The sequence below is a fragment of the Arthrobacter sp. YAF16 genome (genome assembly GCF_052113385.1).
Taxonomy (GTDB): domain Bacteria; phylum Actinomycetota; class Actinomycetes; order Actinomycetales; family Micrococcaceae; genus Arthrobacter.
In genome coordinates, this window is sequence record NZ_JBFRDC010000008.1 from 69,952 (window position 1) to 93,409 (window position 23,458).

General features: G+C 64.1%; 21 protein-coding genes and 2 tRNA genes. 10 read left to right on the forward strand and 13 right to left on the reverse strand.

What is annotated here, in order from left to right; all coding sequences use genetic code 11:
• Positions 1–8 precede the first annotated feature (8 nt).
• Positions 9–554: a peptidylprolyl isomerase gene (locus AB4Y91_RS14435; RefSeq protein WP_441419124.1), complete on the reverse strand. Its 546-nt coding sequence runs from the start codon at positions 552–554 to the stop codon at positions 9–11.
• Positions 555–708: 154 nt separating this feature from the next.
• On the opposite strand from AB4Y91_RS14435, the gene AB4Y91_RS14440 reads away from it, so the two are divergent.
• Complete coding sequence (locus AB4Y91_RS14440; protein ID WP_441419125.1) at positions 709–1,647, forward strand: hypothetical protein; 939 nt, start codon at positions 709–711, stop codon at positions 1,645–1,647.
• 155 nt (positions 1,648–1,802) lie between these two features.
• Positions 1,803–2,678 (forward strand): glycosyltransferase, encoded by an 876-nt coding sequence (locus AB4Y91_RS14445; protein ID WP_441419126.1) that lies wholly within the window; start codon positions 1,803–1,805, stop codon positions 2,676–2,678.
• A gap of 42 nt (positions 2,679–2,720) precedes the next feature.
• Here AB4Y91_RS14445 and AB4Y91_RS14450 read toward each other — a convergent pair whose 3' ends face one another.
• The 12 genes from AB4Y91_RS14450 to dnaA form a co-directional block, all read right to left on the reverse strand.
• Positions 2,721–3,635, reverse strand: a complete 915-nt coding sequence (locus tag AB4Y91_RS14450) for a DMT family transporter (RefSeq protein WP_441419127.1) — start codon at positions 3,633–3,635, stop codon at positions 2,721–2,723.
• Positions 3,636–3,755: 120 nt separating this feature from the next.
• A tRNA-Ala gene (locus AB4Y91_RS14455) sits at positions 3,756–3,831 on the reverse strand.
• A gap of 71 nt (positions 3,832–3,902) precedes the next feature.
• Complete coding sequence (locus AB4Y91_RS14460) at positions 3,903–4,046, reverse strand: DLW-39 family protein (protein ID WP_175322972.1); 144 nt, start codon at positions 4,044–4,046, stop codon at positions 3,903–3,905.
• Positions 4,047–4,078: 32 nt separating this feature from the next.
• Positions 4,079–4,152: transfer RNA gene (locus AB4Y91_RS14465), tRNA-Ile, on the reverse strand.
• Between the two features lie 98 nt (positions 4,153–4,250).
• The gene (locus AB4Y91_RS14470; protein WP_441419128.1) at positions 4,251–4,877 is read right to left on the reverse strand and encodes a DUF3566 domain-containing protein; all 627 of its coding nucleotides are present in this window, start codon (positions 4,875–4,877) and stop codon (positions 4,251–4,253) included.
• Positions 4,874–7,582, reverse strand: a complete 2,709-nt coding sequence (gyrA, locus tag AB4Y91_RS14475; protein ID WP_441419129.1) for a DNA gyrase subunit A — start codon at positions 7,580–7,582, stop codon at positions 4,874–4,876. Before gyrA ends, AB4Y91_RS14470 begins: the two co-directional genes overlap by 4 nt.
• A gap of 58 nt (positions 7,583–7,640) precedes the next feature.
• Entirely contained in the window at positions 7,641–9,728 is a 2,088-nt protein-coding gene (gene gyrB / locus AB4Y91_RS14480) for a DNA topoisomerase (ATP-hydrolyzing) subunit B (protein WP_441419130.1), read from the reverse strand.
• A gap of 421 nt (positions 9,729–10,149) precedes the next feature.
• Positions 10,150–10,707, reverse strand: a complete 558-nt coding sequence (locus AB4Y91_RS14485) for a DUF721 domain-containing protein (protein WP_441419131.1) — start codon at positions 10,705–10,707, stop codon at positions 10,150–10,152.
• Positions 10,704–11,906 (reverse strand): DNA replication/repair protein RecF, encoded by a 1,203-nt coding sequence (gene recF, locus AB4Y91_RS14490; RefSeq protein WP_441419132.1) that lies wholly within the window; start codon positions 11,904–11,906, stop codon positions 10,704–10,706. Before recF ends, AB4Y91_RS14485 begins: the two co-directional genes overlap by 4 nt.
• A gap of 22 nt (positions 11,907–11,928) precedes the next feature.
• Positions 11,929–12,813 carry a phosphogluconate dehydrogenase (NAD(+)-dependent, decarboxylating) gene (gnd, locus tag AB4Y91_RS14495; protein ID WP_441419133.1) on the reverse strand — a complete coding sequence of 295 codons (885 nt, stop codon included), beginning with the start codon at positions 12,811–12,813 and terminating at the stop codon, positions 11,929–11,931.
• Positions 12,814–12,939: 126 nt separating this feature from the next.
• Complete coding sequence (gene dnaN / locus AB4Y91_RS14500) at positions 12,940–14,064, reverse strand: DNA polymerase III subunit beta (RefSeq protein ID WP_175323034.1); 1,125 nt, start codon at positions 14,062–14,064, stop codon at positions 12,940–12,942.
• A 589-nt stretch (positions 14,065–14,653) separates the two neighbouring features.
• Entirely contained in the window at positions 14,654–16,075 is a 1,422-nt protein-coding gene (gene dnaA / locus AB4Y91_RS14505) for a chromosomal replication initiator protein DnaA (protein ID WP_441419134.1), read from the reverse strand.
• Between the two features lie 466 nt (positions 16,076–16,541).
• Here dnaA and rpmH point away from each other — a divergent pair, with 466 nt between their 5' ends.
• The 8 genes from rpmH (at position 16,542) to AB4Y91_RS14545 (ending at position 22,332) form a co-directional block, all read left to right on the forward strand.
• Positions 16,542–16,679 (forward strand): 50S ribosomal protein L34, encoded by a 138-nt coding sequence (gene rpmH, locus AB4Y91_RS14510; RefSeq protein ID WP_003800212.1) that lies wholly within the window; start codon positions 16,542–16,544, stop codon positions 16,677–16,679.
• A gap of 41 nt (positions 16,680–16,720) precedes the next feature.
• Entirely contained in the window at positions 16,721–17,131 is a 411-nt protein-coding gene (rnpA, locus tag AB4Y91_RS14515) for a ribonuclease P protein component (RefSeq protein ID WP_175323036.1), read from the forward strand.
• The gene (yidD, locus tag AB4Y91_RS14520) at positions 17,124–17,531 is read left to right on the forward strand and encodes a membrane protein insertion efficiency factor YidD (RefSeq protein ID WP_441419135.1); all 408 of its coding nucleotides are present in this window, start codon (positions 17,124–17,126) and stop codon (positions 17,529–17,531) included. Before rnpA ends, yidD begins: the two co-directional genes overlap by 8 nt.
• 16 nt (positions 17,532–17,547) lie before the next feature.
• Entirely contained in the window at positions 17,548–18,522 is a 975-nt protein-coding gene (gene yidC / locus AB4Y91_RS14525; protein WP_441419136.1) for a membrane protein insertase YidC, read from the forward strand.
• A complete protein-coding gene (locus AB4Y91_RS14530; protein ID WP_441419137.1) occupies positions 18,522–19,133 on the forward strand; it encodes a Jag family protein in 612 nt (203 codons plus the stop codon). The genes yidC and AB4Y91_RS14530 overlap by 1 nt, the downstream gene beginning before the upstream one ends.
• Positions 19,134–19,150: 17 nt before the next feature.
• Positions 19,151–19,801: a 16S rRNA (guanine(527)-N(7))-methyltransferase RsmG gene (gene rsmG / locus AB4Y91_RS14535; RefSeq protein WP_441419138.1), complete on the forward strand. Its 651-nt coding sequence runs from the start codon at positions 19,151–19,153 to the stop codon at positions 19,799–19,801.
• Positions 19,802–19,886: 85 nt separating this feature from the next.
• Positions 19,887–20,954: a ParA family protein gene (locus tag AB4Y91_RS14540; protein WP_441419139.1), complete on the forward strand. Its 1,068-nt coding sequence runs from the start codon at positions 19,887–19,889 to the stop codon at positions 20,952–20,954.
• 67 nt (positions 20,955–21,021) lie between these two features.
• Positions 21,022–22,332 carry a ParB/RepB/Spo0J family partition protein gene (locus AB4Y91_RS14545; protein WP_441419140.1) on the forward strand — a complete coding sequence of 437 codons (1,311 nt, stop codon included), beginning with the start codon at positions 21,022–21,024 and terminating at the stop codon, positions 22,330–22,332.
• Positions 22,333–23,458 lie beyond the last annotated feature (1,126 nt).

The window sequence follows — 23,458 nt, forward strand, 5'->3', positions numbered from 1 at the left end:
GGCGTGGGCTAGAGCTGTTCTACGTCAATGCTGTTGATGACGACGTCCTCGACCGGGCGGTCGCCCATGCCCGTGCGGACACCTTCGATGGCGTCGACGACCTTCTTGGACTCATCGTCCGCGACCTCGCCGAAGATGCTGTGCTTGCCCTGCAGCCAGCCGGTCGGGATGGTGGTGATGAAGAACTGGGATCCGTTCGTGCCGCGGCCCATCTGGATGCCCGCGTTGGCCATGGCCAGCTTGTAGGGCTCGTTGAAGGTCAGCTCCGGGTGGATTTCGTCGTCGAACTTGTAGCCCGGCCCGCCGACGCCACGGCCCAGCGGGTCGCCGGCCTGGATCATGAAGTCCTTGATGATGCGGTGGAAGATGGTGCCGTTGTAGAGCGGCGTGCCGGTCTTGTCCTCACCGGTTTCCGGGTGGGTCCAGGCCTGCTCACCGGTGGCCAGGCCGACGAAGTTCTTGACGGTCTTGGGCGCGTGGTTACCGAAGAGGTTGACGACGATGTCGCCCAGGCTCGTGTGAATGGTTGCTTTTGCGGTTGCGATGGCAGTCATGGCCCTATTCTTCCACGGCAGGGGTTCGCGCACAGGGCCGCAGAGTCAGTTCCGCGCTGGGTGAAATCCAGCCGAAATCGGGCCTGAGAATAGCCGGTGGGGTCCCGGACACGTAGGCTAACTGCAGAACCGTCACATTAATCGGGAGGTAGTTGTGAAGAAAACGGATCGTATTGCCCGTGAGCTGGAGCAGTCAGTCAGCACCGCAGTAGAAAACGCCAAGGACTGGGCAGGCCCGCGGGTCGAAGCAGCAGTCGACTGGGCTGTTCCGCGTCTGCAGCAGGGCCTGGACACCGCTTCTCCCAAGATCCAGGAGGGCCTCAAGTCGGCGGCCCACAACCTGGCCGACGGCGTGGCCACTGTGACCCCCCGCATTCAGGACGGGCTGGCCCAGTTGGCGCCGAAGATCCACGATGCCGTCGAAAGCGCCACCCCCCGGCTGCACGATGCCCTGGACAAGGCCACCCCGGTGATCGCCAACGCCCGTGACCGCGTCGTCGTCGAATACCTGCCCAAGCTTTCGGACCAGATCGGCCACGCCTCCGACGCCGTGCACCGCACCCTGGAAGGCGCACCGGCACACGTGGACGCTGTGGCACAGCGGCTGGTTGACTCCGGTGTTGTCCACAACATCCAGGGGCAGGCGCAGTCCGCCGGCCAGCAGATCAAGGCCGCCGCCGCCGAAGCCAGCCGTGCCGTCACCGGTGAGCTTGGCAAGCCGCAGAAGCCCAAGCACCGCGGCTTCCTTATCTTCGGCGTCATCGCCGCGGCCGTGGCCGCCGGCGTCGCCGCCTGGAAGGCATCCAAGCCGATCGAGGACCCGTGGAAGACGCCGGCCCCGGTCACGCCCGTGACTCCGGCCCCAGTTCCGGCCACTACGGTCAGCGACGTCAAGGAGACCGTGAAGGAAAGCGTCAGCGACGCCGCCGACGCGACGGTTGCCGCAGCCGACAAGGCGGCCGAGGCTTCGGCGGATGCCGCTGACGCCGCTGCAGCCAAGTCGGGGGATTCCTCCGCGAAGGTTGCGACCGACGCCAAGACCGCGGTTCGCAATATCGCAGCGAGCCTGAACGGCGACGACAAGACCAAGTAGCTCCTGGTCTGCCGGTGAACCAGCCGGCAGCCTGAGGACTGCACTTCAAGGAGGGGTTCCGCTGCCGGCGGGGTCCCTCCTTTTGGTTTGCCTTTAGCCGCCCGGGATGCCCGTCAACAGGCCGCAAGAACGGTGCAGGTGCTAAATTTGGGGGGATGTCACCCGATGAACCCTCTGTGGATGCCCCACACGATGCTGAGCAGCCCCCGGCTGTCTCCATCGTTATTCCGGCGTACAACGAGGAAAGCGTCATCCGGCAGTGCCTGATTGCCGCCGTCTACCAGTCCGTCCCGGCGCACGAGATCATCGTGGTGGACAACATGTCTAAGGACCGCACCGCGGAGATCGTCCGCCAGATGCAGCTGGAGTACCCGGAGAGCCCGATCATCCTGCTCAGCCAGGACACAGACCAGGGCCTCATCCCGACCCGGAACTTCGGCCTGGACCACGCCAGCGGGGATGTCCTGGGCAGGATCGACGCCGACTCGGTGCTGGAACCGGACTGGGTGGAACAGGTCCAGCAGGCCTTCGCGGACGCGTCAGTGCATGCCGCCACCGGGCCCGTTGTCTACTACGACATGCCAATGCGACGCTTCGGCCTTAAGGCCGACGACAAGATGCGCCAGCTCATGCTCAAGCTGGCCAAACACCAGTACCACTTCCTCTTCGGCTCCAACATGGCCCTGCGCCGTTCCGCGTGGGAGACCATTCGGCTGGAGACCTGCCGCGATGAGAAGGATGAGATGCATGAGGACATCGATCTCTCCCTTCACCTTGCCGACCACGAGCTGCGGATCCAGTACTGGCCGCAGATGGTGTCCGGGATGTCAGCGCGCCGGCTCGAGGATTCGCCCCGCGACTACCGTTACTACGTCACACGCTTCGACCGCACCTACAAGGCGCACAACGTCAAGAAAATGGCTCTGAAAGCGCCCATGGTGGTCTTCTTCTCGGTGTACTTCCCGGCGAAGCTGCTGCGCGCCATCCACACCGTCAACACGGCCCAGCCGGCCCGCCGCGGCGGCCAGTAGGGCCCGTAAGGCTCGCCGGCGCACCCGCGGCCGCCGCCGTCGTCAGTCCGTCCCCAGCTCCGCCAGCCGGGCGGCAGCACGCCGCACCGCGCGGGAGCGTCGCTGGCCCATCACGACGACGGCGAGTCCCACCAGGATCATGCCCAGGCCGGCATAGGTTCCGGCCGGCAGCGTCTCGCCCAGGAAGGCCGCCGCCAGCAGCGCCGCCCCCGGGATCTCCAGCAGGATGATCATTGAAACCAGCAACGGGCTCATCGTGGCGAGCAGGTGGTTGAACGCCGTGTGGCCCACCAGCTGCGCGCAGACGGTGATGGCCAGGATGCCCAGCCAGCCGGTCGCGTCGAAGCCCGCGAGCGGCTGCCCGGTGGCCAGGGCCAGCACCGCCACGACGGCGGCACACATGCCGTAGCAGAGTGTCGTGTAGACGCCGGTGCCCATGGTCTGGCGGGCCTTGCCGCCGGCCAGCGTGTAGATGCCCGCCAGCACGCCCCCGGCAACGGCGAGAAGATCCCCAACCAGGGCTTGCGGCGAGCTGCCCATGTCAAAGCCGGTGATGGCCACAACACCGCCGAAAGCGAGGCCGAGGCCGGCGAGGACCTGCCAGCGGTGCCGGACCCCGCGGAAGAGCTGGAACACGGCGATCCAGCCCGACTGCAGGCAGACCAGGGCGGTCGCTGCCGCCACCGACGTGAGCTGCAGGGACGTGATGAAGCAGGCGAAGTGCAGTGCCAGTGCCACCGCGGCCGCCAGCGACCAGCGGAACTCGCTGCCCGTGACCCGGCCGAACTGGCGGGGCTGGCGAACCAGCACGGGCCCGGCCATCACGGCCGCTCCGATGGCGTTGCGCCAGAAAGCGATTGCGAGGGCGCTGACGGACGTGGCGCCCAGGGTGGCGGCGATCAACGGGCCGGAGGAGGCGACACCCAGCACGCCGAGGGCGGCGAGGAAGAAGTTCACGCTCCAACAGTAGTGTGCCGGCGGGGGCGTCCAGGTTCCGCGCCGGCCCGTTACGGGAAGCCTCGAGGGCTTAACGCAAAAGGTCCCGGCCAGCGTTTCCGCTGGCCGGGACCTTTCCTATGGTGGAGGCACGGGGACTCGAACCCCGAACCCCCTGCTTGCAAAGCAGGTGCGCTACCAATTGCGCCATGCCCCCATAAGAAGCAACCCGTCAATCATACCCCGCTGCCGGAGAGCCGTTGCCAGCTTTCCTGCCGGGGTTCCGGGCTAATCAACCGTGTCGGTCGACTCGCTCCAGACTGCCTTCCGGGCTTCGGATTCCTGCACCTTCCTGTAGAGCAGGACGCCTGCGATCGTGGCTGCAACAACCAGCAACTTCTTCACATGCACCCCGTTCCGGTCCAGTTTCACGTGGACCTTTACAGGAACCAGTACAGGTTCCGTGGGCGTACCAGGACTTGAACCTGGGACCTCTTCGTTATCAGCGAAGCGCTCTAACCGCCTGAGCTATACGCCCCGATGCCTCATCGGGCCGAGATATGACTTTACAGCACATCCCGGCCCGATCTCAAATCGAGGCATTTCCCCGGAGAATATCCGGGAAAACTACGGGTTCTAGTCGTCCGTAAGGGTGACGCCGATGCCGCCCACGAGGGTGGCAGCGATGTTGTACAGCACCGCCGAAAGCATCGACAGGGCCGTCAGCAGCACCACGTTGATCACCGCGATGATCACCGCGAAGGAGGCAACCTGGCCGAGGGAGGCGACCTTCTTCAGTTCGAAGCCGCCGCTTTCGGAGCCGGCCAGGGTTCCGAGGAGCCCGTCCACCTGGTCGAAAATGCCGGTCAGGTCCAGGACGGTCCAGAGCACGATCGCGGCGACGACGGTCACGATGCCGAGCGCCACCGAGAGCAGGAAAGCCATCTTGAGCACGGACCAGGGGTCGACCTTGCTGATCAGCAGGCGCGCGCGGCGGACTTTCGCCTTCGGCGCCGGCTTAACCAGTCCCGGAGTTCCCTGGGCAGGGCGCTGGCCGGAGGCTTCCGGTCGCTGTCCGGCTGCTGCGGGACGCTGGCCCGGAGCGGCCGGCCGCTGTCCTGGGACAGCGGGACGCTGGCCGGGGACGGCGCCGGCCGGTCGCTGCTGCGGACGCGACGGGGCGTTCACCCGCGGGGCGGCAGCCGGCTGCCGCATCCCGCCGGGGCCGCTGCTCGACTTGGGATATGAGTCGGAATTGCTCACGCGTTACCTCCGGTATTGTCTTCGTCCAGCTCGGCATGGCCTGATGACTCATCTGACTCCGGGGCCGGTACTGATTCTGTCTCTGCGGACCCCTCGTGTGATCCGGTCTCTCCAGCCAACGTTACGTCATCCTGCTCCGTAGCCCGACTTTCATCGCCGCTTTCGAGGGCTGTTTCGTCGGTCTCGAGGCCGCGTTCGCTGTTGCGGGCCACCGCGATGATGCGGTCGTTCTTGTCCGGTTTGGCAAAGATCACGCCCATGGTGTCGCGGCCCTTTGCGGGGACCCCGGTCACGGAGGAGCGGACCACCTTGCCTCCTTCCATGACCACCAGGACTTCGTCTTCCTCGTTGACGATCAGGGCACCGACGAGGTGTCCGCGTTCTTCCTGGTACTTGCCGACCTTGATGCCGAGTCCACCGCGGCCCTGGAGACGGTATTCCTCCACCGCGGTCCGCTTGGCGAAGCCGCCTTCGGTGACGATGAAGACGAACGATCCGTCCTGTACGACGTCGGCCGCCAGCAGTTCGTCGTCCTCGCGGAACTTCATTCCGGTGACGCCGGACGTTGCCCGGCCCATCGGGCGCAGTGCCTCATCCGTGGCCGTGAAGCGGATCGACTGGCCCTTGCGGGAGACCAGCATCAGGTCATCCGTTTCGGACACCAGCTGTGCCGAGACCAGCTCATCGCCGTCGCGCAGGTTGATGGCGATCACGCCGGCGGAGCGGTTGGTGTCGTAGTCCTCCAGCCGCGTCTTCTTGACCAGGCCGCGCTTGGTGGCGAGCACCAGGTACGGGGCGTGCTGGTAGTCGCGCAGGTCCAGCACCTGGGCGATGTGCTCGTCCGGCTGGAAGGCCAACAGGTTCGCCACGTGCTGGCCCTTGGCGTCGCGGGCCGCTTCCACCAGTTCGTACGCCTTGGCACGGTACACGCGGCCCAGGTTCGTGAAGAACAGCAGCCAGTGGTGCGTGGTGGTGACGAAGAAGTGCTCCACGACGTCGTCGCCGCGCAGCTGGGCGCCCTTGATGCCCTTGCCGCCGCGCTGCTGCGACCGGTAGTTGTCGCTGCGGGTGCGCTTGACGTAGCCGCCCCGGGTGATCGTGACGACCATTTCCTCTTCGGGGATCAGATCCTCGATCGACATGTCGCCGTCGTAGCCCATCAGGACCTTGGTCTTGCGGTCGTCGCCGTGCTTGGCCACAATTTCGGCCAGCTCGGTGCTGATGATCTCGCGCTGGCGCTCCTCGGAGGCAAGGATCGAGTTGTATTCGGCGATCAGGGCTTCGAGTTCCGAGTGGCGGTCCTGGATCTTCTGCCGCTCCAGGGCGGCAAGCCGGCGCAGCTGCATATCCAGGATGGCCCGGGCCTGCAGTTCGTCGATGTCCAGCAGTTCCATCAGGCCGTCGCGGGCCGCTTCGGTGGTGGTGGAGGCACGGATCAGGGCGATGACCTCGTCCAGCGCGTCCAGCGCTTTGAGGAGGGCGCGCAGGATGTGCGCTTCCTCCTCCGCCTTGCGCAGGCGGTACCGGGTGCGCCGGGCGATGACGTCCATCTGGTGCGTGACCCAGTGCCGGATAAACGCGTCGAGGCTGAGCGTGCGCGGAACCCCGTCGACGATTGCAAGCATGTTCGCCGCGAAGTTGTCCTGCAGCTGGGTGTGCTTGTAGAGGTTGTTCAGCACCACCTTGGCGACGGCGTCGCGCTTGAGCACAATGACGAGGCGCTGGCCGGTGCGGCCCGAGGTCTCGTCGCGGAGGTCGGCGATGCCGGAAATCTTGCCGTCCTTGACGAGTTCGGCAATCTTGATCGCCAGGTTGTCCGGGTTGGCTTGGTACGGCAGCTCGGTGACCACGAGGCAGGTGCGGCCCTGGAGTTCCTCGACGTTGACGACGGCGCGCATGGTGATGGAGCCGCGGCCGGTCCGGTAAGCGTCCTCGATGCCCTTGTGGCCCAGGATCGTGGCGCCGGTCGGGAAGTCGGGACCCTTGATCCGCTGGATCAGTTCTTCGAGCAGCTCTTCGCGGCTGGCGGTCGGGTTGGCCAGGTACCACTGGACGCCGTCGGCAACCTCACGGAGGTTGTGCGGCGGAATGTTGGTGGCCATGCCGACGGCGATGCCGGACGAACCGTTAACCAGCAGGTTCGGGAAACGCGCCGGCAGAATGGTCGGTTCCTGGTTCTTGCCGTCGTAGTTGTCCTGGAAATCAACGGTTTCCTCATCAATGTCCCGGACCATTTCCATGGCCAGCGGTGCCATCTTGGTTTCGGTGTACCGGGGAGCCGCGGCGCCGTCGTTGCCGGGCGAACCGAAGTTACCCTGGCCGAGTGCCAGCGGGTAGCGCATGGTCCAGTCCTGGATCAGGCGGACCAGGGCGTCGTAGATCGCGGTGTCGCCGTGCGGGTGGTACTGGCCCATGACCTCGCCGACCACGCGGGCACACTTGTTGAAGGACCGGTCGGGGCGGTAGCCGCCGTCGAACATCGCGTACAGCACGCGGCGGTGGACGGGCTTGAGTCCGTCGCGGACGTCCGGCAGCGCTCGTCCGACGATGACGGCCATGGCGTAGTCGAGGTAGGAGCGCTGCATTTCGGTCTGCAGGTCAACCTGTTCGACGCGGTCGGTCAGCACATCGGTGTCAAGAACGGTGCCTTCGAGCACGGGTTCCGCGCCGGATGCGGCTGGAACCTCGGGTGTTTCGTCACTCATAGTCTATATTTTCCGTTTCAGGTATATATCGGTTCTGGAATATTTAGGGCCTTGGCCGCTAGATATCGAGGAACCGAACGTCCTTGGCGTTCTGCTGAATGAAGTTTCGGCGGGATTCGACGTCCTCGCCCATCAGGACGGAGAAGGTCTGGTCCGCCGCCAGGGCGTCGTCCATGGTGACCTGCAGGAGGGTGCGGTGGTCCGGGTCCATGGTGGTGTCCCAGAGTTCCGTGTAGTCCATCTCGCCGAGGCCCTTGTAGCGCTGGATGCCGTTGTCCTTGGGGATACGGCGGCCGGCGGCTTGGCCGGAGACCAGCTTCGCGTCGCGTTCCCGGTCGCTGTAGACGTAGTCGTGCGGGGCGTTGGACCACTTGATCCGGTACAGCGGCGGCTGGGCCAGATAGACGTAGCCGTTCTCGATCAGCGGGCGCATGTAGCGGAACAGCAGCGTCATCAGCAGCGTGGTGATGTGCTGGCCGTCGACGTCGGCATCGGCCATCAGGACGATCTTGTGGTACCGGAGCTTGGCCAGGTCGAAGTCCTCGCCGATGCCGGTGCCGAACGCGGTGATCATGGACTGGACTTCGGCATTGCCGAGGGCTTTGTCGAGCCGGGCACGCTCGACGTTCAGGATCTTGCCGCGCAGCGGCAGGATGGCCTGGGTCTCGGGGTTGCGCCCGCGCTTGGCCGACCCGCCGGCCGAGTCACCCTCCACGAGGTAGACCTCGCACTTCTGCGGGTCCTTGGAGGAGCAGTCGGACAGCTTGCCGGGCATGCCGAACGATTCCAGCGGGCTCTTGCGGCGCGCGTTGTCGCGCGCCTTGCGGGCGGCCATCCGGGCCTGGGCCGCGGAGATGGCCTTGCGGATCACGTCGCGGGCCGGGCCGGGGTTGCGTTCCAGCCAGTCGCCGAGACCGTCGGTGACGACGCGCTGCACGAAGCCCTTGACCTCGGAGTTGCCGAGCTTGGTCTTGGTCTGACCCTCGAACTGCGGTTCGGCGAGCTTGACCGAGATGACTGCGGTCAGGCCTTCGCGGATGTCGTCGCCGGTGAGGTTGTCGTCCTTTTCCTTGATGATGCTCTTCTCCCGCGCGTAGCGGTTGATGAGCGAGGTCATCGCGGCGCGGAAACCCTCTTCGTGGGTTCCGCCCTCGTGGGTGTTGATGGTGTTGGCGTAGGTGTGGACGCTCTCGGAATAGGCGTTGGTCCACTGCATCGCCATTTCCAGGGCGATGTGCCGTTCCGTGTCCTCGGTTTCGAAGGCGATGACGTCCTCGTGGACGACGTCGACCTTTTTGCCGGAGTTCAGGTGCTTCACGTAGTCCAGCAAGCCGTCGTCGTACTGGTACACCACGGTGTGGAACTCCGCGGGGACTTCACCTTCGGTCTCGACGACGTCGAGATCCAGGTCGTCATCGTCGGACGGCTCCGCGGCCGCGCGGCGCTCGTCGGTCAACGTGATGCGCAGTCCCTTGTTCAGGAACGCCATCTGTTGGAAGCGGGCCCGCAGGGTCTCAAAATCGAACTCGGTGGATTCGAAGATGGTGCCGTCCGGGTAGAACGTCTGGGTGGTTCCGGTTTCCTGGGTTTCCTCGCCCTTGACCAGGCTGCCCTGGGGCTTGCCGCCGTCGGCGAAGGACATCCGCCAGACGTGGCCCTGCCGGCGCACCTCAGTGTCAACGCGGCTGGAGAGCGCGTTCACCACCGAAATACCGACGCCGTGCAGGCCGCCGGAGACCGCGTATCCGCCGCCGCCGAACTTTCCGCCGGCGTGCAGGATGGTCATGACAACCTCCACCGTGGGCTTGTGCTCGGTGGGGTGCATGTCCACGGGGATGCCGCGGCCGTTGTCGACGACCTTGACGCCGCCGTCGGCCTGCAGGACGATCTCGATGTGCGTGCAGTACCCGGCCAGCGCTTCATCGACCGAGTTGTCCACGACTTCATAGACCAGGTGGTGCAGGCCGCGCGGACCGGTGGAACCGATGTACATGCCGGGGCGTTTCCGAACCGCCTCCAGGCCCTCAAGCACCGTGATGTCGCTGGCGCCGTACTCGCGGGGGGTCACCGCCTCCGCAGGGGTGGCCGCTGAAGCACCTTCCGCCGCTGGGTCCGCTGCCGGGAAATCTGTATTGTCGTTAGCCACAGGCGCTTTCGACTCCTCTATGTTCGTTGAAGGCCGGCCGTCGCCGCTTCCGAAGAGGAACGGTTACCGCCAACAGGCACGTCACTGTTGGCACCGCTGCATGGATCGCCTCAGCCAATTCCGCGCAAAGAAATTGCGTCGGAAACGGACTCAGTCGACGTTTCACCGGCGCCCAGTTATCTACCACGATTCTACCGTGTTATAGGACGGATTCCCGCATTCCAGAGGCCCAAACGGCAGCTAAAGTGCCGCTGAGAGGCCGTTGGCTCCGGCTGCACGGCTCCCGGGGTCCTCCGGTTGGGTTCCTATACGCGTCTGGGGCGTTGGAGCGCCCTACACGGCGCTTGCGGATTTTTCAATAGTCTTGGAAGAAGTGCTTCATACCCGGCGGTGCTGACTGGACCGCGGACCGCGCCGCGGGCTATCCGTAGGTGTCGCGCGGGCCGCGGCCGTTGACCGTCCGGGCACCCTTGCGCCAGCTTGGCGCCGCGGGACCGAGCACCTGAAAGCTGGTCACGACGCCCTCACCCAGTTCTATGCGGAATTTTTCCAGCAGACTCAAACTGAGCAGGCGCAGCTGGGTGGCCCAGGCCGTGGAATCGCAGCGCACGTGGAGGGTCGTGTCGGTAAAGCTCTCCGGTGTGCAGTGTGCGGAAATTTCCGGTCCCACCAGGGCCGGCCATTGCGCCATTACGGAACCGACAGCCACAGGTGAGCTCCAGCCCCGTTCCGCGACGAGCCGTCCCACCACCTTGCCGAGCCCCAGCGGGTCCCGTCCGGTGCCGTGGAACTGGCTGAATCCGCGGGTGCCGGCACTGCGGGCCGGCTTTTGGGTGCTGCCCGGCCTTGGGGGCGCCTTCCGGCGGATTTCTCCCCGGGCTGCCGCGGCATCGCGCATCCGGTTCAAAGCTGCCTGGGCGGCGTCGATGTCATCGGGGTCGCGGCCCGGCTGCAGGCCGCCGTCGGTATCCTTATTCATCGCATGTCCGGCTCATCGATTCCTCCCGGAATGACCTTCACCCGCCGTCCGGCCAATTCTGCCGGGATGTCCTCCTCGACGGCGGCGGTCACCAGGACCTGTTCCGCGCCGGATACTATTGCCGCCAGTTTACGCCGCCGCTGGACGTCCAGTTCGGCAAAAACGTCATCAAGGATCAGGATCGGAGCGGAGCCGCCGGTGCGTGCGTCGTCCAGCATCACATAGTACGAGGCAAGGCGCAGGGACAGGCACATGGACCACGTTTCCCCGTGCGAGGCATACCCCTTGGCGGGTGCCTGCCCCAGGACCAGTTCCAGCTCGTCGCGGTGCGGGCCCACGAGCGAGATTCCGCGTTCCAGTTCCTTGCGGCGCGAGGCCGCGAACGCTTGGATGTAGCGTTCGGTGAGTTCCTCCACACTCAGCCGGCGGAGGTCCTCGAGGCTGGCCGGGGCGTCAGCGGCTCCGCCCGCTGACGCTTCGCCGTCGTCGTCGAGCACCCCCTGCAAGGTGGAGCGGTAGACCGCTCCGGCCTCCTTGGACCCGTCAGTGAGCTGGGCGTAGGCGTTCCTAAGATGCGGCTGCAGCAGTTCCACCAGCTCAAGCCGGGCGTGCAGGAGTTCCGCTCCGGCCCGAGCCATGTGCTGGTCCCAGACATCAAGCGTTGCCTCGTGGCCGGCGGTGAACTTGCCGGAACGGCCGGATTTGAGCAGCGCGTTGCGCTGTTTCAGCACCCGGTCATAGTCGCCGCGCGTGGCGGCGTGCCGGGGAACGAGGCTGACCAGGAGCTCATCCAGGAAACGGCGCCGGTTGGACGGATCGCCCTTGACCAGGGCGAGGTCTTCCGGGGCAAAGAGAACCGTCTGGCAGATCCCCAGGATGTCCCTGGCCCGGACCGGGTTGCTTCGGTTGATGCGTGCCCGGTTGGCGCGGCCGCCGTTGATTTCCAGCTCCAGCACGGTGGACTGTTCGCCGCGGACCAGTTTGGCGCGGATCATTGCACGCTCGGTGCCGAACCGCAGCAGCGGGGCATCGGTGCTGACCCGGTGCGAGCTCAGCGTGGCCAAGTAGCCGATGGCTTCCATCAGGTTGGTCTTGCCGATGCCGTTGGAGCCCACAAGCACCGTGACACCGGGTTCCAGGCTGAGGTCAACCTGGGCGTAACTGCGGAAGTCTGTCAGCGAAAGTTGTTCGAGGTACACGCCGGTTGCAGGATTCCAGGGACTACTTGGCCGGCCGGGTGGCGTGGCCGCCGAACTGGTGGCGCAGGGCGGACACCATCTTCATGGCAGGCGAGCTGTCTTCGCGGGAGGAGAAGCGTGCGAACAGCGCCGCCGTGATGGCCGGGGCCGGCACCGCGTTGGCAATGGCTTCCTCCACCGTCCACCGTCCCTCGCCCGAGTCCTCGACGTAGTCGTCAATGGATTCCAGTCCGGGATCCTCGTCCAGGGCTTTGACCATGAGGTCCAGCAGCCAGGAGCGGACAACGGTGCCCTTCTGCCAGGCCCGGAAGGTGCCGGGCAGGTCGGTCACGATGTCCTTCGCCGCAAGGAGTTCGTAGCCTTCCGCATAGGCCTGCATCAGGCCGTATTCGATGCCGTTGTGCACCATCTTGGCGTAGTGTCCGGCGCCGACGCCGCCCACGTGCACGAAGCTGTCCGCGCGGTCGCCTTCCGGGCGGAGTGCGTCAAAGACCGGGAGTGCCCGTTCGATGTCGGCAGGATCACCGCCGGCCATCAGTCCGTAGCCGTTCTGCAGGCCCCAGACCCCGCCGGACACCCCGCAGTCCGCAAAACGGACGCCCTTTTCGGCCAGCGCAGCCGCGTGCTTCTGGTCCTCGGTGAAGCGGGAGTTGCCTCCGTCGATCACCAGGTCACCGGCGTCGAGCTTGTTGCCGAGCTCGCTGATGACGGCGTCGGTGATCTCGCCGGCGGGAACCATGACCCAGATCAGACGCGGCGCCGGCAGTGCGGCGATCAGCTCGTCAACGGTGGCCACGTCGGTGACATCCGGATTGCGGTCGAAACCGGTGACCTGGATTCCACCCTTGCGCAGGCGTTCGCGCATGTTGAAACCCATTTTTCCAAGGCCGATCAGTCCAATGTGCATAGTGCGGGTTCTCTTTCTGCATTGGGTGTCGGTTGTCGATTTGGGGCCCAGAACGACAACAACTGCCTGGGCCCACGCCGCCAGGGTTCCCTGGCCGAGCTTGCGAGGCGAGGGTGGCGGTGGGGACTAGTTGGGCAGACGGACCGGCATGACCAGGTAGCGGTAGTCGTCCTGGTCCTCGCCGTCGGCGTCCTGCTGGGCGGTGATCATCGCCGGCTTTGGCGCCGTGGTGAAGGAGAACCGCACAAACTTGGTCTCGATGACGCTCAGGCCCTCGATGAGGTAGTGGGGGTTGAAGGCCACGGTGATGTCTTCGCCGGTCAGCTGGGCTTCGAGCTCTTCTGAGGCCTGCGCGTCTTCACCGGTTCCGGCGTCAAGGTGCAGCTGTCCCTGGGTGAAGGCAAGCCGGACCGGGGTGTTGCGTTCGGCCACAAGCGAGACGCGGCGGACGGCTTCGACCAGTTCCTGGGTCTGCACGGTGGCGTGGATCGGGGTGGAATCCGGGAACAGCGACCGGATTTTCGGATAGTCGCCATCGACCAGGAGCGACGTCGTGGTGCGGCCGCCGCTCTCGAAACCGATCAGCCGGCTGTCGTCATCGGCGAGGGCGAGGTTGATATCGCCGCTGCCGCCGAGTGTCTTGGCCACTTCGTTGAGGGTCTTGGCTTTCACCAGGGCGCTGGTGGAGATGCCCGGAGTTGCGGGCTTCCAGGGCACTTCGCGCATGGCGAGGCGGTAGCGGTCGGTGGCGAGCAGCGTGATGAGGTCGTCCTCGATCTCCATCCGGACGCCGGTGAGAATGGGCAGCGTGTCGTCCTTGCTGGCCGCGATAATCACCTGGGAAACGGCCTGCGCGAACGAATCGCCTGGCACGGTGCCACTGATCGGGGGCAGCGCGGGCAGCGGCGGGTATTCCGCCTCCGGCATCGTGGCCAGGTGGAAGCTGCTCCGGCGGCAGGTCAGGGTGACTTTGTTGCCGTCGGTTTCGATTTCGACCGGGGCGGAGGGCAGGCTGCGGCAAATGTCCGCGAGCAGGCGGCCGGAGACCAGGATCGTGCCCTCGGTGGTGATGTCAGCGGGGATTTCCAGGCGTGCCGAGGTCTCGTAGTCAAAGCTGGAGAGGCTGACAGTGCCGGCTTCTGCCTTGAGGAGCAAACCGGAAAGCACGGGAACAGGCGGCCGCGGAGACAACGACCGGGCGGTCCAGGTCACGGCTTCGGCCAGGACGTCCCGTTCGACTCTGAACTTCACGGAAGGGTGCCGCCTTTCATTGCTGCTGACAAAAGCTAAAACTCACAGGGCCATGGCGACCCCGGCGCGCTGCCGGATCCGCCAAAAAGGTAAGTGCATGCACTCCAGGTCTTTCTCCGCCGCTGTCCGTTTCCGGGTTGCGAATGACAAGAGAGTGTCCGGGACGGACGCACTGCAGACAGCTTAGCCCCAAGATCCTAGTTCTCCCATCCCCGGGTTACACCAGTGTGGTTCCGGAGCGGGCTTCCGGGCCGGGCTTCCGGAGGGCCTGTGCTGGCAGGTGGGGGGTCGGAAGGAAACTGTTGTTTGAGGGAATTTCATTTTCTTGGGATTAGTAGTGTTAATAACTGCTGTGGAAACTGTGGATAACTCGGTCTGGCCGTGCGTTTCCGGGGTTAAGCCCTGTTCATGGACTGTGGGTGGAGCAGGTTTTAAACAGGGTGTGGATGGGGACAACATTGTCGGGCGTTGCGCCGATCCACAGGCGCCTTAAGGGTTTTAAGCCCATTAACCGCGGTTGTCCCCTTAAGTATCCACAGGGTTGTCCACAGGCCCCTGTTAATAAGGTAAGAGTGCGCGGCGCCGATACTCAGGAATTGCGCTGCTGCTGCTTGATCCGGTTGGTCAGTTCAGTAACCTGGTTGTAGATCACGCGGCGCTCCGCCATCAGTTCGCGGATCTTCCGGTCCGCGTGGATGACCGTGGTGTGGTCGCGGCCGCCGAGCTCCTGGCCAATCTTGGGCAGGGACATGTCGGTGAGCTCCCGGCACAGGTACATCGCGATCTGCCGCGCGGTGACCAGGGTCCGCGTGCGGGACTTGCTGCAGAGTTCTTCCATGCTGAGCTTGAAGTAGTCGGCCGTCTGGGTGAGGATCTGCGCAGAGGTGATCTCCTGGGCGCCGTCGTCGGTGATCAGGTCCTTGAGCACCATTTCGGCCAGGGCCACATCCACCGGCTGCCGGTTCAGGCTCGCGAACGCCGTGACCCGGATCAGCGCACCCTCAAGTTCGCGGATGTTGCTGGAGATCTTCGAAGCGATGTACTCCAGTGCGTCGTCCGGGGCGGACAGGCCTTCGCTCAGCGCCTTCTTGCGCAGGATAGCGATGCGCGTTTCCAGTTCCGGCGGCTGGATGTCGGTCAGCAGGCCCCACTCGAAGCGGGACTTCATGCGGTCTTCGAAGCCGGCGAGCAGCTTGGGCGGCTGGTCGGAGGTGATGACGACCTGCTTGTTGTTGTTGTGCAGGGCGTTGAAAGTGTGGAAGAACTCCTCCAGCGTCCGGTCCTTGCCGGCCAGGAACTGGATGTCATCGATCAGCAGAACGTCCACGTTGCGGTAGGTGGTCTTGAAGCTGGTGCCTTCATCGTCGCGGATGGAGTTGATGAAGTCGTTCGTGAATTCCTCGGAGTTCACATAGCGGACCCGGATGCCGCTGTAGAGCCGGCGGGCGTAGTGGCCGATCGCGTGCAGCAGGTGGGTTTTGCCCAGACCTGAGTCCCCGTAGATGAACAGCGGGTTGTACGCCTTGGCAGGCGCTTCGGCGACGGCGACGGCGGCCGCGTGGGCAAAGCGGTTGGAGGAACCGATCACGAAGGTGTCGAAGACGTACTTCGGATTGAGCCGACCGAATTCGTGGGAAGTGCTCGGCAGCATTGGCTGCGGCTTCAGTTCCACCATGGGGTCGGCGACCAGGGACAGTTCGGCCGTTGGTTCGGGCTCGACATGCAGTGGCACCAGATCGGTGTCGACGTCGATCGCGCAGCGGATTTCGTCGGAAAAGACATCCCGCAGGGCGTCGTCGAGGGCTTCCTTGACCTGGGTCTGGAGTACCTCGCGGGTGAGTTCGTTGGGTACGGCCACCAGCAAGGTTGAGCCGATCAGTCCCTGGGCCTGGGCGAGGATCACGAAGCCACGCTGCCGGGGAGTGACCCGGTGGTCGTTCTCAAGAAGGCTGACAACCCGCCGCCAGGAACTTCCGACGGTGTTTGCTTGGTTGGCTTCGTCTACCGTCATCAATCAGTTCCTCAAACCTTGCTTGCCTGCGTTACCTGCAGCCACGAGGCCTGAACCAGACTGCTGGCCCCGGCTTAATCCACAGGGTTGTGCACAGTCCGTGGATAATCGGCTACTGGGACACTCTAGGGGATGAAAAGACTAGAAGATAGCTGGGATCAGCCCTGTGGATAATTACACTGGTGTGGTTCCAAATGCGGGGGCGTGACCCACTTCATCCACAGGCTGGCGACCGGGTTAACCACAGCTGGGGACAGGCGGCTGAACACCTCCCGGTTTGACTCTGGGGGCGCTTTTCCCCTAACGTTGTGAAGTCCTTTGTGTCCGCTTTTCGCCTCATTGAATCTCTCCCCGACGCCTGCGTCTTGCGAGTCGAGGGTAGCGGCACATACAAAACTTAGCGTCGGCCAGTTCTTCCCCTTTTTTGATCGGGTGGGCGCACCTTTGATCCACTGGAGTAACTAACGTGAGCAAGCGGACTTTTCAGCCGAATAACCGCCGTCGAGCCAAGAAGCACGGCTTCCGCCTTCGTATGCGTACCCGTGCCGGCCGTGCCATCCTGGCAGCCCGTCGTGGCAAGGGCCGCACCGAGCTGTCGGCCTAAATAACTGACTCGTCGGTCACCATCCCTATGCGAGTTGAACGGTGCTAGCCACCCGGAACCGTCTGAGGACCCCTACCGATTTTTCAACAACTGTACGTTCCGGCGTCCGCAATGGACGCCGGAACTTAGTGTTATATACGGCAGCTCTCGCTGCCGATGAACCAAGCCGGATCGGTTTCATCGTTTCCAAGAGTGTTGGGAACGCTGTTGTCAGGAACCTCGTTAAGAGGAGACTAAGAGAAGCCGGCGCCTTGTCGCTGCAGAAATATCCCAGCGGGTTCGCTATCGTGGTCCGGGCACTGCCCGCCTCTGCGGCCGCCGGCTGGGATGATCTGTGCAGCGACTATGACGCCGCTTTGGAGACGACCATGAAACGCTTGGGCAGCCGCCTTCCACAGGCCGCTTCTACAGTTTCTTACGAGACAACACAGGAAGGGACCCCGCGTGCGTAACTCGACTGCCGCCGTCGTCCCTGTTTCTGAATCCCGCGTCAAAGCGGCCGTAGCCTGGCTCGGCCTTGCGGTCTGGAACCTGCCCCGCAACATCTTGATCCTGCTGCTGATGGCCTACCGCAAGGTGGTCTCGCCGCTGTACGGGCAGGTTTGCCGGTTTTTCCCCAGCTGCTCGGCGTACGCGCTGGAAGCGGTCACGGTGCATGGCGCCGTCAAGGGAAGCTGGCTCGCGGCCCGGCGCCTGGCGCGCTGCCACCCATGGAATTCCGGTGGAGTGGACCACGTCCCCGCCGGGCACCGGGAGTGGCCGGATGGCCACACCCCCAGAATTGTTGTGCTGAACAACCCGGATAAGTACCTGGCTGCTCAGTCTGATGGAGAAGGCCGCTCGGCGGCCTGACGAATAGGGATATCGTATGGACTTCTTTGAAACAATCATGTTTCCGTTCAAGTGGCTGGTTTCCATCATTATGGTGGGCTTCCACGATGGACTGAGCGCCATCGGCCTCCCGGCCGCCAACGGCTGGACCTGGACGCTGTCCATCATCGGGCTGGTGCTGGTCATCCGCGCCGCCCTGATCCCCGTGTTCGTCAAGCAGATCAAAGCCCAGCGCGGCATGCAGCTGCTCCAGCCCGACCTGAAGAAGCTTCAGGACAAGTACAAGGGCAAGACCGACCAGCTCTCCCGCCAGGCCATGGCACAGGAACAGATGGCCATGTACAAGAAGCACGGCACCAACCCGTTCTCGGCCTGCCTGCCGATGCTGATCCAGATGCCATTCTTCTTCGCGCTCTTCCAGGTTCTCTCCGGCATCAGTAACGCCAAGACCACCGGCAAGGGCATCGGCGCGCTGAGCCACGACCAGGTGGTGCAATTCGACGAATCCAGCATTTTCGGTGCCCCGCTTTCGGCATCCCTGCTGCACGGCGGTGGCGGCAACCAGATGGCGGTCTGGATCCTCTCGATCGTGATGATCCTGGCGATGACAGCCTCGCAGTTCATCACCCAGAAGCAGATCATGGCGAAGAACATGTCCGAAGAGGCCATGGCGAGCCCGTTCATGAAGCAGCAGAAGATGATGCTGTACGTCCTGCCGCTCGTCTTCGGCGTCGGCGGCATCAACTTCCCCATCGGTGTCCTGATCTACTGGACCACCACGAACCTTTGGACCATGGGCCAGCAGTTCTTCGTGATCCGCCGGATGCCGACGCCGGGCTCCCCCGCCGCGAAGGCCCTGGCCGAGCGCCGTGCCGCCAAGGGACTGCCGTCCCTGCCCCTGATGGGTGCCAAGAAGGCCGACGCCGAGGCTGAAGCGGCCGCCGCGGCGGCCGCCGTCGCCGCGAAGAGCCAGCGCATCCAGCCCCAGCGCAAGAACAGGAAGAGGAAGTAATGTCTGCCGAGAGCACCGAACACGCTATTTCCGCCGAAGCCCCCGATCAGGACACTTTCCAGGACGACGTGCAGGTAGACAGCAACCAGGAAGCCGGGGACGAGTCCCAGGACGCCGCTGCCGGTTCCGGAAAGGGCACCTCGGCAAGCCGCCTGGAGGAAGAGGGCGACGTCGCCGCGGACTACCTCGAGGAGCTCCTGGACATCGCCGACATCGACGGCGACATCGATATTGAGGTCCGAAACGGCCGCACCTACATCTCCATCGTTGCCGAGGAAGACTCCTCGGGACTGGAGAGCCTCGTTGGCGCCGACGGCGAGGTGCTCGAAGCCCTTCAGGAACTCACCCGCCTTGCGGTGCTCTCCGCCACGGAGAACCGCTCCCGCCTCGTGCTGGACATCAACGGCTACCGTGCCGACCGCGCCGGTGACCTGCAGCAGATCGCCGAAGACGCCATCGCTTCGGTCAAGGACACTGGCAAATCCGTCGCGCTGGCACCGATGAGCGCGTACGAGCGCAAGATTGTTCACGACGCCGTTGCCGATCTCGGATTCGTCAGCGAATCCGAAGGCGAAGGCGCTGACCGGCACATCGTTGTCTCCGCAGACTGAATCCGCGGAGTAGCTTGATGGTGGAAATTACCGCGGCCGAACTGAAGGCCGCAGAGTCTATTTTTGGCGACCGGCTTGAACTGGCAAAACGCTACGTTGAGCACCTGGCCACGTCCGGCACCGAACGCGGGCTGATCGGGCCCCGCGAAGTGCCCAGGTTGTGGAGCAGGCACGTGCTTAACTGTGCCGTTATTGAACGCGAGATTGCCCAGGGAAGCCACGTTGCCGACGTCGGCAGCGGGGCCGGGCTCCCGGGTCTTTGCCTGGCCATTGCGCGGCCGGACCTGGAACTAACGCTGATCGAACCGCTGGAGCGGCGGGTGATCTGGCTGCAGGAAGTCGTCGATGACCTGGGGCTCGAAAACGTCACCGTGATGCGGACCCGTGCGGAACTGGCCGTGGGCCACGTGAGCGCCGACGTCGTCACTGCCCGGGCTGTTTCTGCCCTCTCCAACCTCGCCGGACTCACCATTCCGCTGCTCGGAGGCAAGGGCGAGGTCGTCGCCATCAAGGGGCGTAGCGCCGGCGAAGAGATCGAGAAGGCCGCCAAGGTCATCCGGAAACTCGGCGGGGTGGAGACCTCTGTTGTGATCGTCGGCGAAGACCTCCTCGAGGAACCCACGACCGTAGTCCGAATCGTTGTGAACAAGCCTCGAAAGATTGCGTAGCACCCGCCCGGTGCCCTCGGTCTTGTTTAGGAAGAGGTTAGGCTAGTAACCGGCAGCAAAAGCCGAATGAGAGCGAGAGTGTCAAGTGAGCAGTAGCGAAGCCTCCACACAACGGATCCCCCCGTTTGTGTCCCTGGGGTCAGCACGGGCCTTTTCCGCGCCCGCGGTCGCTCACAATATCTCGTCCAAACAAGCTAAATCGGTTGCGGACGTCACTGTCGCCGCCGGCGTTTCACGTGAAACCTCCGTCGCGTCCGTCGGCAACGTCTTGGACTCGATCGACGATTCCAGCCCGATTGCCCGCGAGCTTGCGCATGAGAACAAGCGTCGGGAACGACTGCTGGGCCGTGAACTGCCGAAGCCGGAGAAGACCCGCATCTTCACCGTGTCCAATCAGAAGGGCGGGGTGGGTAAGACAACCACCACGGTCAACATCGCCGCTGCCTTGGCTGCCGCTGGCCTGAATGTGCTGGTGATCGACATCGATCCGCAGGGTAACGCCTCTACCGCCTTGGGTATAGAACACCACGCCGACGTCGACAGCATCTATGACGTCCTCATCAACGATGTGCCGCTGCAGGACGTCGTGGCACCGTGCCCGGACATCGACAAACTAATTTGCGCGCCGGCCACCATCCACCTTGCCGGCGCTGAGATCGAGCTCGTCAGCTTGGTCGCCCGTGAGCAGCGACTCCGGCGGGCCATCGATGTCTACGCCAAGGAACGCGCCAAGAACGGCGAGGAACGCCTCGATTACATCTTTATTGATTGCCCGCCGAGCCTGGGACTTCTGACAGTCAACGCCTTCTGCGCGGCCGGTGAGGTCCTCATCCCGATCCAGTGCGAGTACTACGCCCTTGAGGGACTGAGCCAGCTGCTCAAGAACATTGAAATGATCCAGAAGCACCTCAATGCCGATCTGGTGGTCTCCACCATCCTGCTGACGATGTACGACGGGCGTACCAATCTCGCGGCCCAAGTGGCAGCGGAAGTCCGTGAACACTTCCCGGAGCAGGTGCTCGGAGCTGTGGTTCCTCGGTCGGTGCGAATTTCCGAGGCGCCGAGCTATCAGCAGACCGTGATGACTTATGATCCTTCCTCCAGCGGCGCTCTTTCCTATTTGGAAGCCGCAGCGGAAATTGCTGAACGTTAGAATCTTCTCAACATTGCACTAGCCAGAGCCGGGTTGAGCCGGGCTCTTCCACTGGAGGGATTTATCCATGAGCGATAAGCGACGCGGCCTTGGCCGTGGACTTGGCGCACTGATTCCAAGTTCCGCCTCGGCTAACGCCTCCGGAAGCGGTTCTGCCCCGTCCCGGCCGGTGGATCTGTTTTTTCCTGAGGCCAGGAAGCGGACCCCCGACACAATGCTGACGGAAGAGACCCCGGAAGCGACGGAAGCCGCTGCAGACAAGACGACGGCGTCTTCTTCTGCGACCGCTGCCGCGGCTACGGCTGCCCCGGACGAAACTGCCGGCACGGACGAAACCGCTGCGCCGGCTGGAAAGCCTGAGCCGGTTCGCTCCGGGACGAAGACTGCGACGAAGCCTGCGACAAAGGCTGCGACAAAGAACCAGCCTGGCCCGGCCCAGACCGGCGGCGCGGCTGCGAAGAAGGCCGCAGCGCCCAAGGACTCCGCAGCCCGGAACGACTCCCGGCCGATGCCCGCGGCGGACGCGGTTGCCGATGACAACGGCGTTGATCTGATTGAAGTTCCTGGCGTCCGTTTCGCGGAAATCCCTGTTTCGGACATCCACCCCAACCGCAAACAGCCGCGCTCCGTCTTCGATGAGGACGATATGGCGGAGCTGGTGCACTCGGTTCGTGAAATCGGCGTGCTCCAGCCAATTGTGGTGCGTACATCAACCGAAGAAGGTGGCGAACCCTACGAGCTCGTCATGGGTGAGCGCCGCTGGCGTGCCGTACAGGCCGCCGGACTCGACACCATCCCGGCGATTGTCCGCGACACCACTGATGATGACCTGCTTCGTGACGCCCTGCTCGAGAACCTCCACCGCAGCCAGCTGAATCCCCTGGAAGAGGCTGCGGCGTACCAGCAGCTGCTGGAGGACTTTGGAACCACCCATGAGCAGCTTGCTGATCGGATCGGCCGCTCCCGGCCCCAGGTCTCGAACACCCTCCGCCTGCTGAAACTCCCGCCGCTTGTTCAGCGTCGTGTAGGCGCCGGCGTGATTTCGGCCGGCCACGCTCGTGCCCTCCTTGCTCTTCCTGACGCCGCTGCGATGGAACGGCTTGCCCAGAAGATCGTGGCAGAGGGTATGTCGGTCCGCGCCACGGAAGAGGCTGTGACGCTGTACCAGAGCCCCGCTGCGCCGACGAAGAACAACATCCCCCGTCCGGGGGCACGCCACGAACGACTCGATTACCTGGCGTCTTCGTTGTCCGACCGCCTGGACACCAATGTGAAGATTTCCCTGGGGGCCCGTAAAGGCCGCGTCAGCATCGAATTCGCCAGCGTCGAGGATCTGAACCGGATCATGGACGTTCTCACCCCTGGGGCACCGAGCTAACTCTCAGCACACTTGCTCAAGATGGGGCCTGTTTCACGTGAAACAGGCCCTTTTTTGTGTGTTTGATGGCATACAGTTTCCCGAATTGCCATTCTGGGCAACCGCTCGGTTTGTGTGCATTTGGGAGTTCCAGGTGTGGATCGTCCACCCACAGATACCTGCCAACGCTGGCGGGGCCGGCCCGCGGACCCCTCTTGGCCCTCCCGTGGCCCCGCAGGGCCCGTCGGTTCCGCTTGTGGAGCCCCGCGTGTGCTCGGCGGCAGCTGGGACGTCTCCATTGCCCCAAAGGATGCTCTGGGATGGTCTCAAGTACGGGCCAAGGTGCCGCAGAACGCAGGATGCACTGCAGAGCGGAGCAACGTACGTAAAGCGCTTGCGGGGCGGGAGTGATGGTCCCTATAGCGCCTTCGGTCGTTCATTGGGCCCGGTTGTCGAGCGCGCCGGCCAGGAGGCTGTCCCCTTGCATGCACAGCAACGCGCCGCAATGACCTCAGCTGGCAGGTGGAGGGTTTACATATTTTCGCGGGCCCATACAGTATGTTTCACGTGAAACCACGTGGGACGAGACGGGCAATGTAGTAGCGATGCGCGCAGTCCAGCAGTGTGGGACGAACGGGGCAAGGCGGACCACCAAAAGTACCGCGTTGGCGGCACTTTCGGCAGTATGTCGCGACGCTAGCAAATCCTGTGTGGGCGGGTGGCAATAGTTGGATACGCCCAAGTCGGACCAACGGCCCCGGTGTGGTCGCTGCGAGCCGATCACATGGCCGGATCGGCGTCCTGCCGTCCTTACGAGCTTGTTTTGGCCTCCCCATGGATGCCATGATGGGGGCTCAACCGCAGCGGCTTGCCTGTTTGATTGTCTTGCTGTTGTTCCCCTAGCAGCCCAAGGTGGGCATCTCCGTTGCGCTGCTCGGTCCACGTTGGGCGGCTGGCGCAGCCTCCTAACCGCAGTAGTAGTGAGCCGCGGCCGCTCTCGCCGGCAGTCACAGATCACGGTAGGAGCGCCACAGATGGGATCGGACGTTGGCCGCCGTCGCTCCATTATCTTCGGGTGTTTCACGTGAAACATTCCGAGGATGCGGACTCCTCATACCGAAGGCTCGATCAGCTTCGCGGACGACAT

What these genes read in the sequence shown, in the direction of transcription:
- AB4Y91_RS14435 (WP_441419124.1), bottom strand. Translation starts at nt 554, where the DNA reads ATGACTGCCATCGCAACCGCAAAAGCAACCATTCACACGAGCCTGGGC.
- AB4Y91_RS14445 (WP_441419126.1), top strand. Translation starts at nt 1,803, where the DNA reads ATGTCACCCGATGAACCCTCTGTGGATGCCCCACACGATGCTGAGCAG.
- gyrA (WP_441419129.1), bottom strand. Translation starts at nt 7,582, where the DNA reads ATGAGTGACGAAACACCCGAGGTTCCAGCCGCATCCGGCGCGGAACCC.
- AB4Y91_RS14485 (WP_441419131.1), bottom strand. Translation starts at nt 10,707, where the DNA reads ATGAATAAGGATACCGACGGCGGCCTGCAGCCGGGCCGCGACCCCGAT.
- gnd (WP_441419133.1), bottom strand. Translation starts at nt 12,813, where the DNA reads ATGCACATTGGACTGATCGGCCTTGGAAAAATGGGTTTCAACATGCGC.
- dnaA (WP_441419134.1), bottom strand. Translation starts at nt 16,075, where the DNA reads ATGACGGTAGACGAAGCCAACCAAGCAAACACCGTCGGAAGTTCCTGG.
- yidC (WP_441419136.1), top strand. Translation starts at nt 17,548, where the DNA reads ATGGACTTCTTTGAAACAATCATGTTTCCGTTCAAGTGGCTGGTTTCC.
- AB4Y91_RS14530 (WP_441419137.1), top strand. Translation starts at nt 18,522, where the DNA reads ATGTCTGCCGAGAGCACCGAACACGCTATTTCCGCCGAAGCCCCCGAT.
- rsmG (WP_441419138.1), top strand. Translation starts at nt 19,151, where the DNA reads ATGGTGGAAATTACCGCGGCCGAACTGAAGGCCGCAGAGTCTATTTTT.
- AB4Y91_RS14545 (WP_441419140.1), top strand. Translation starts at nt 21,022, where the DNA reads ATGAGCGATAAGCGACGCGGCCTTGGCCGTGGACTTGGCGCACTGATT.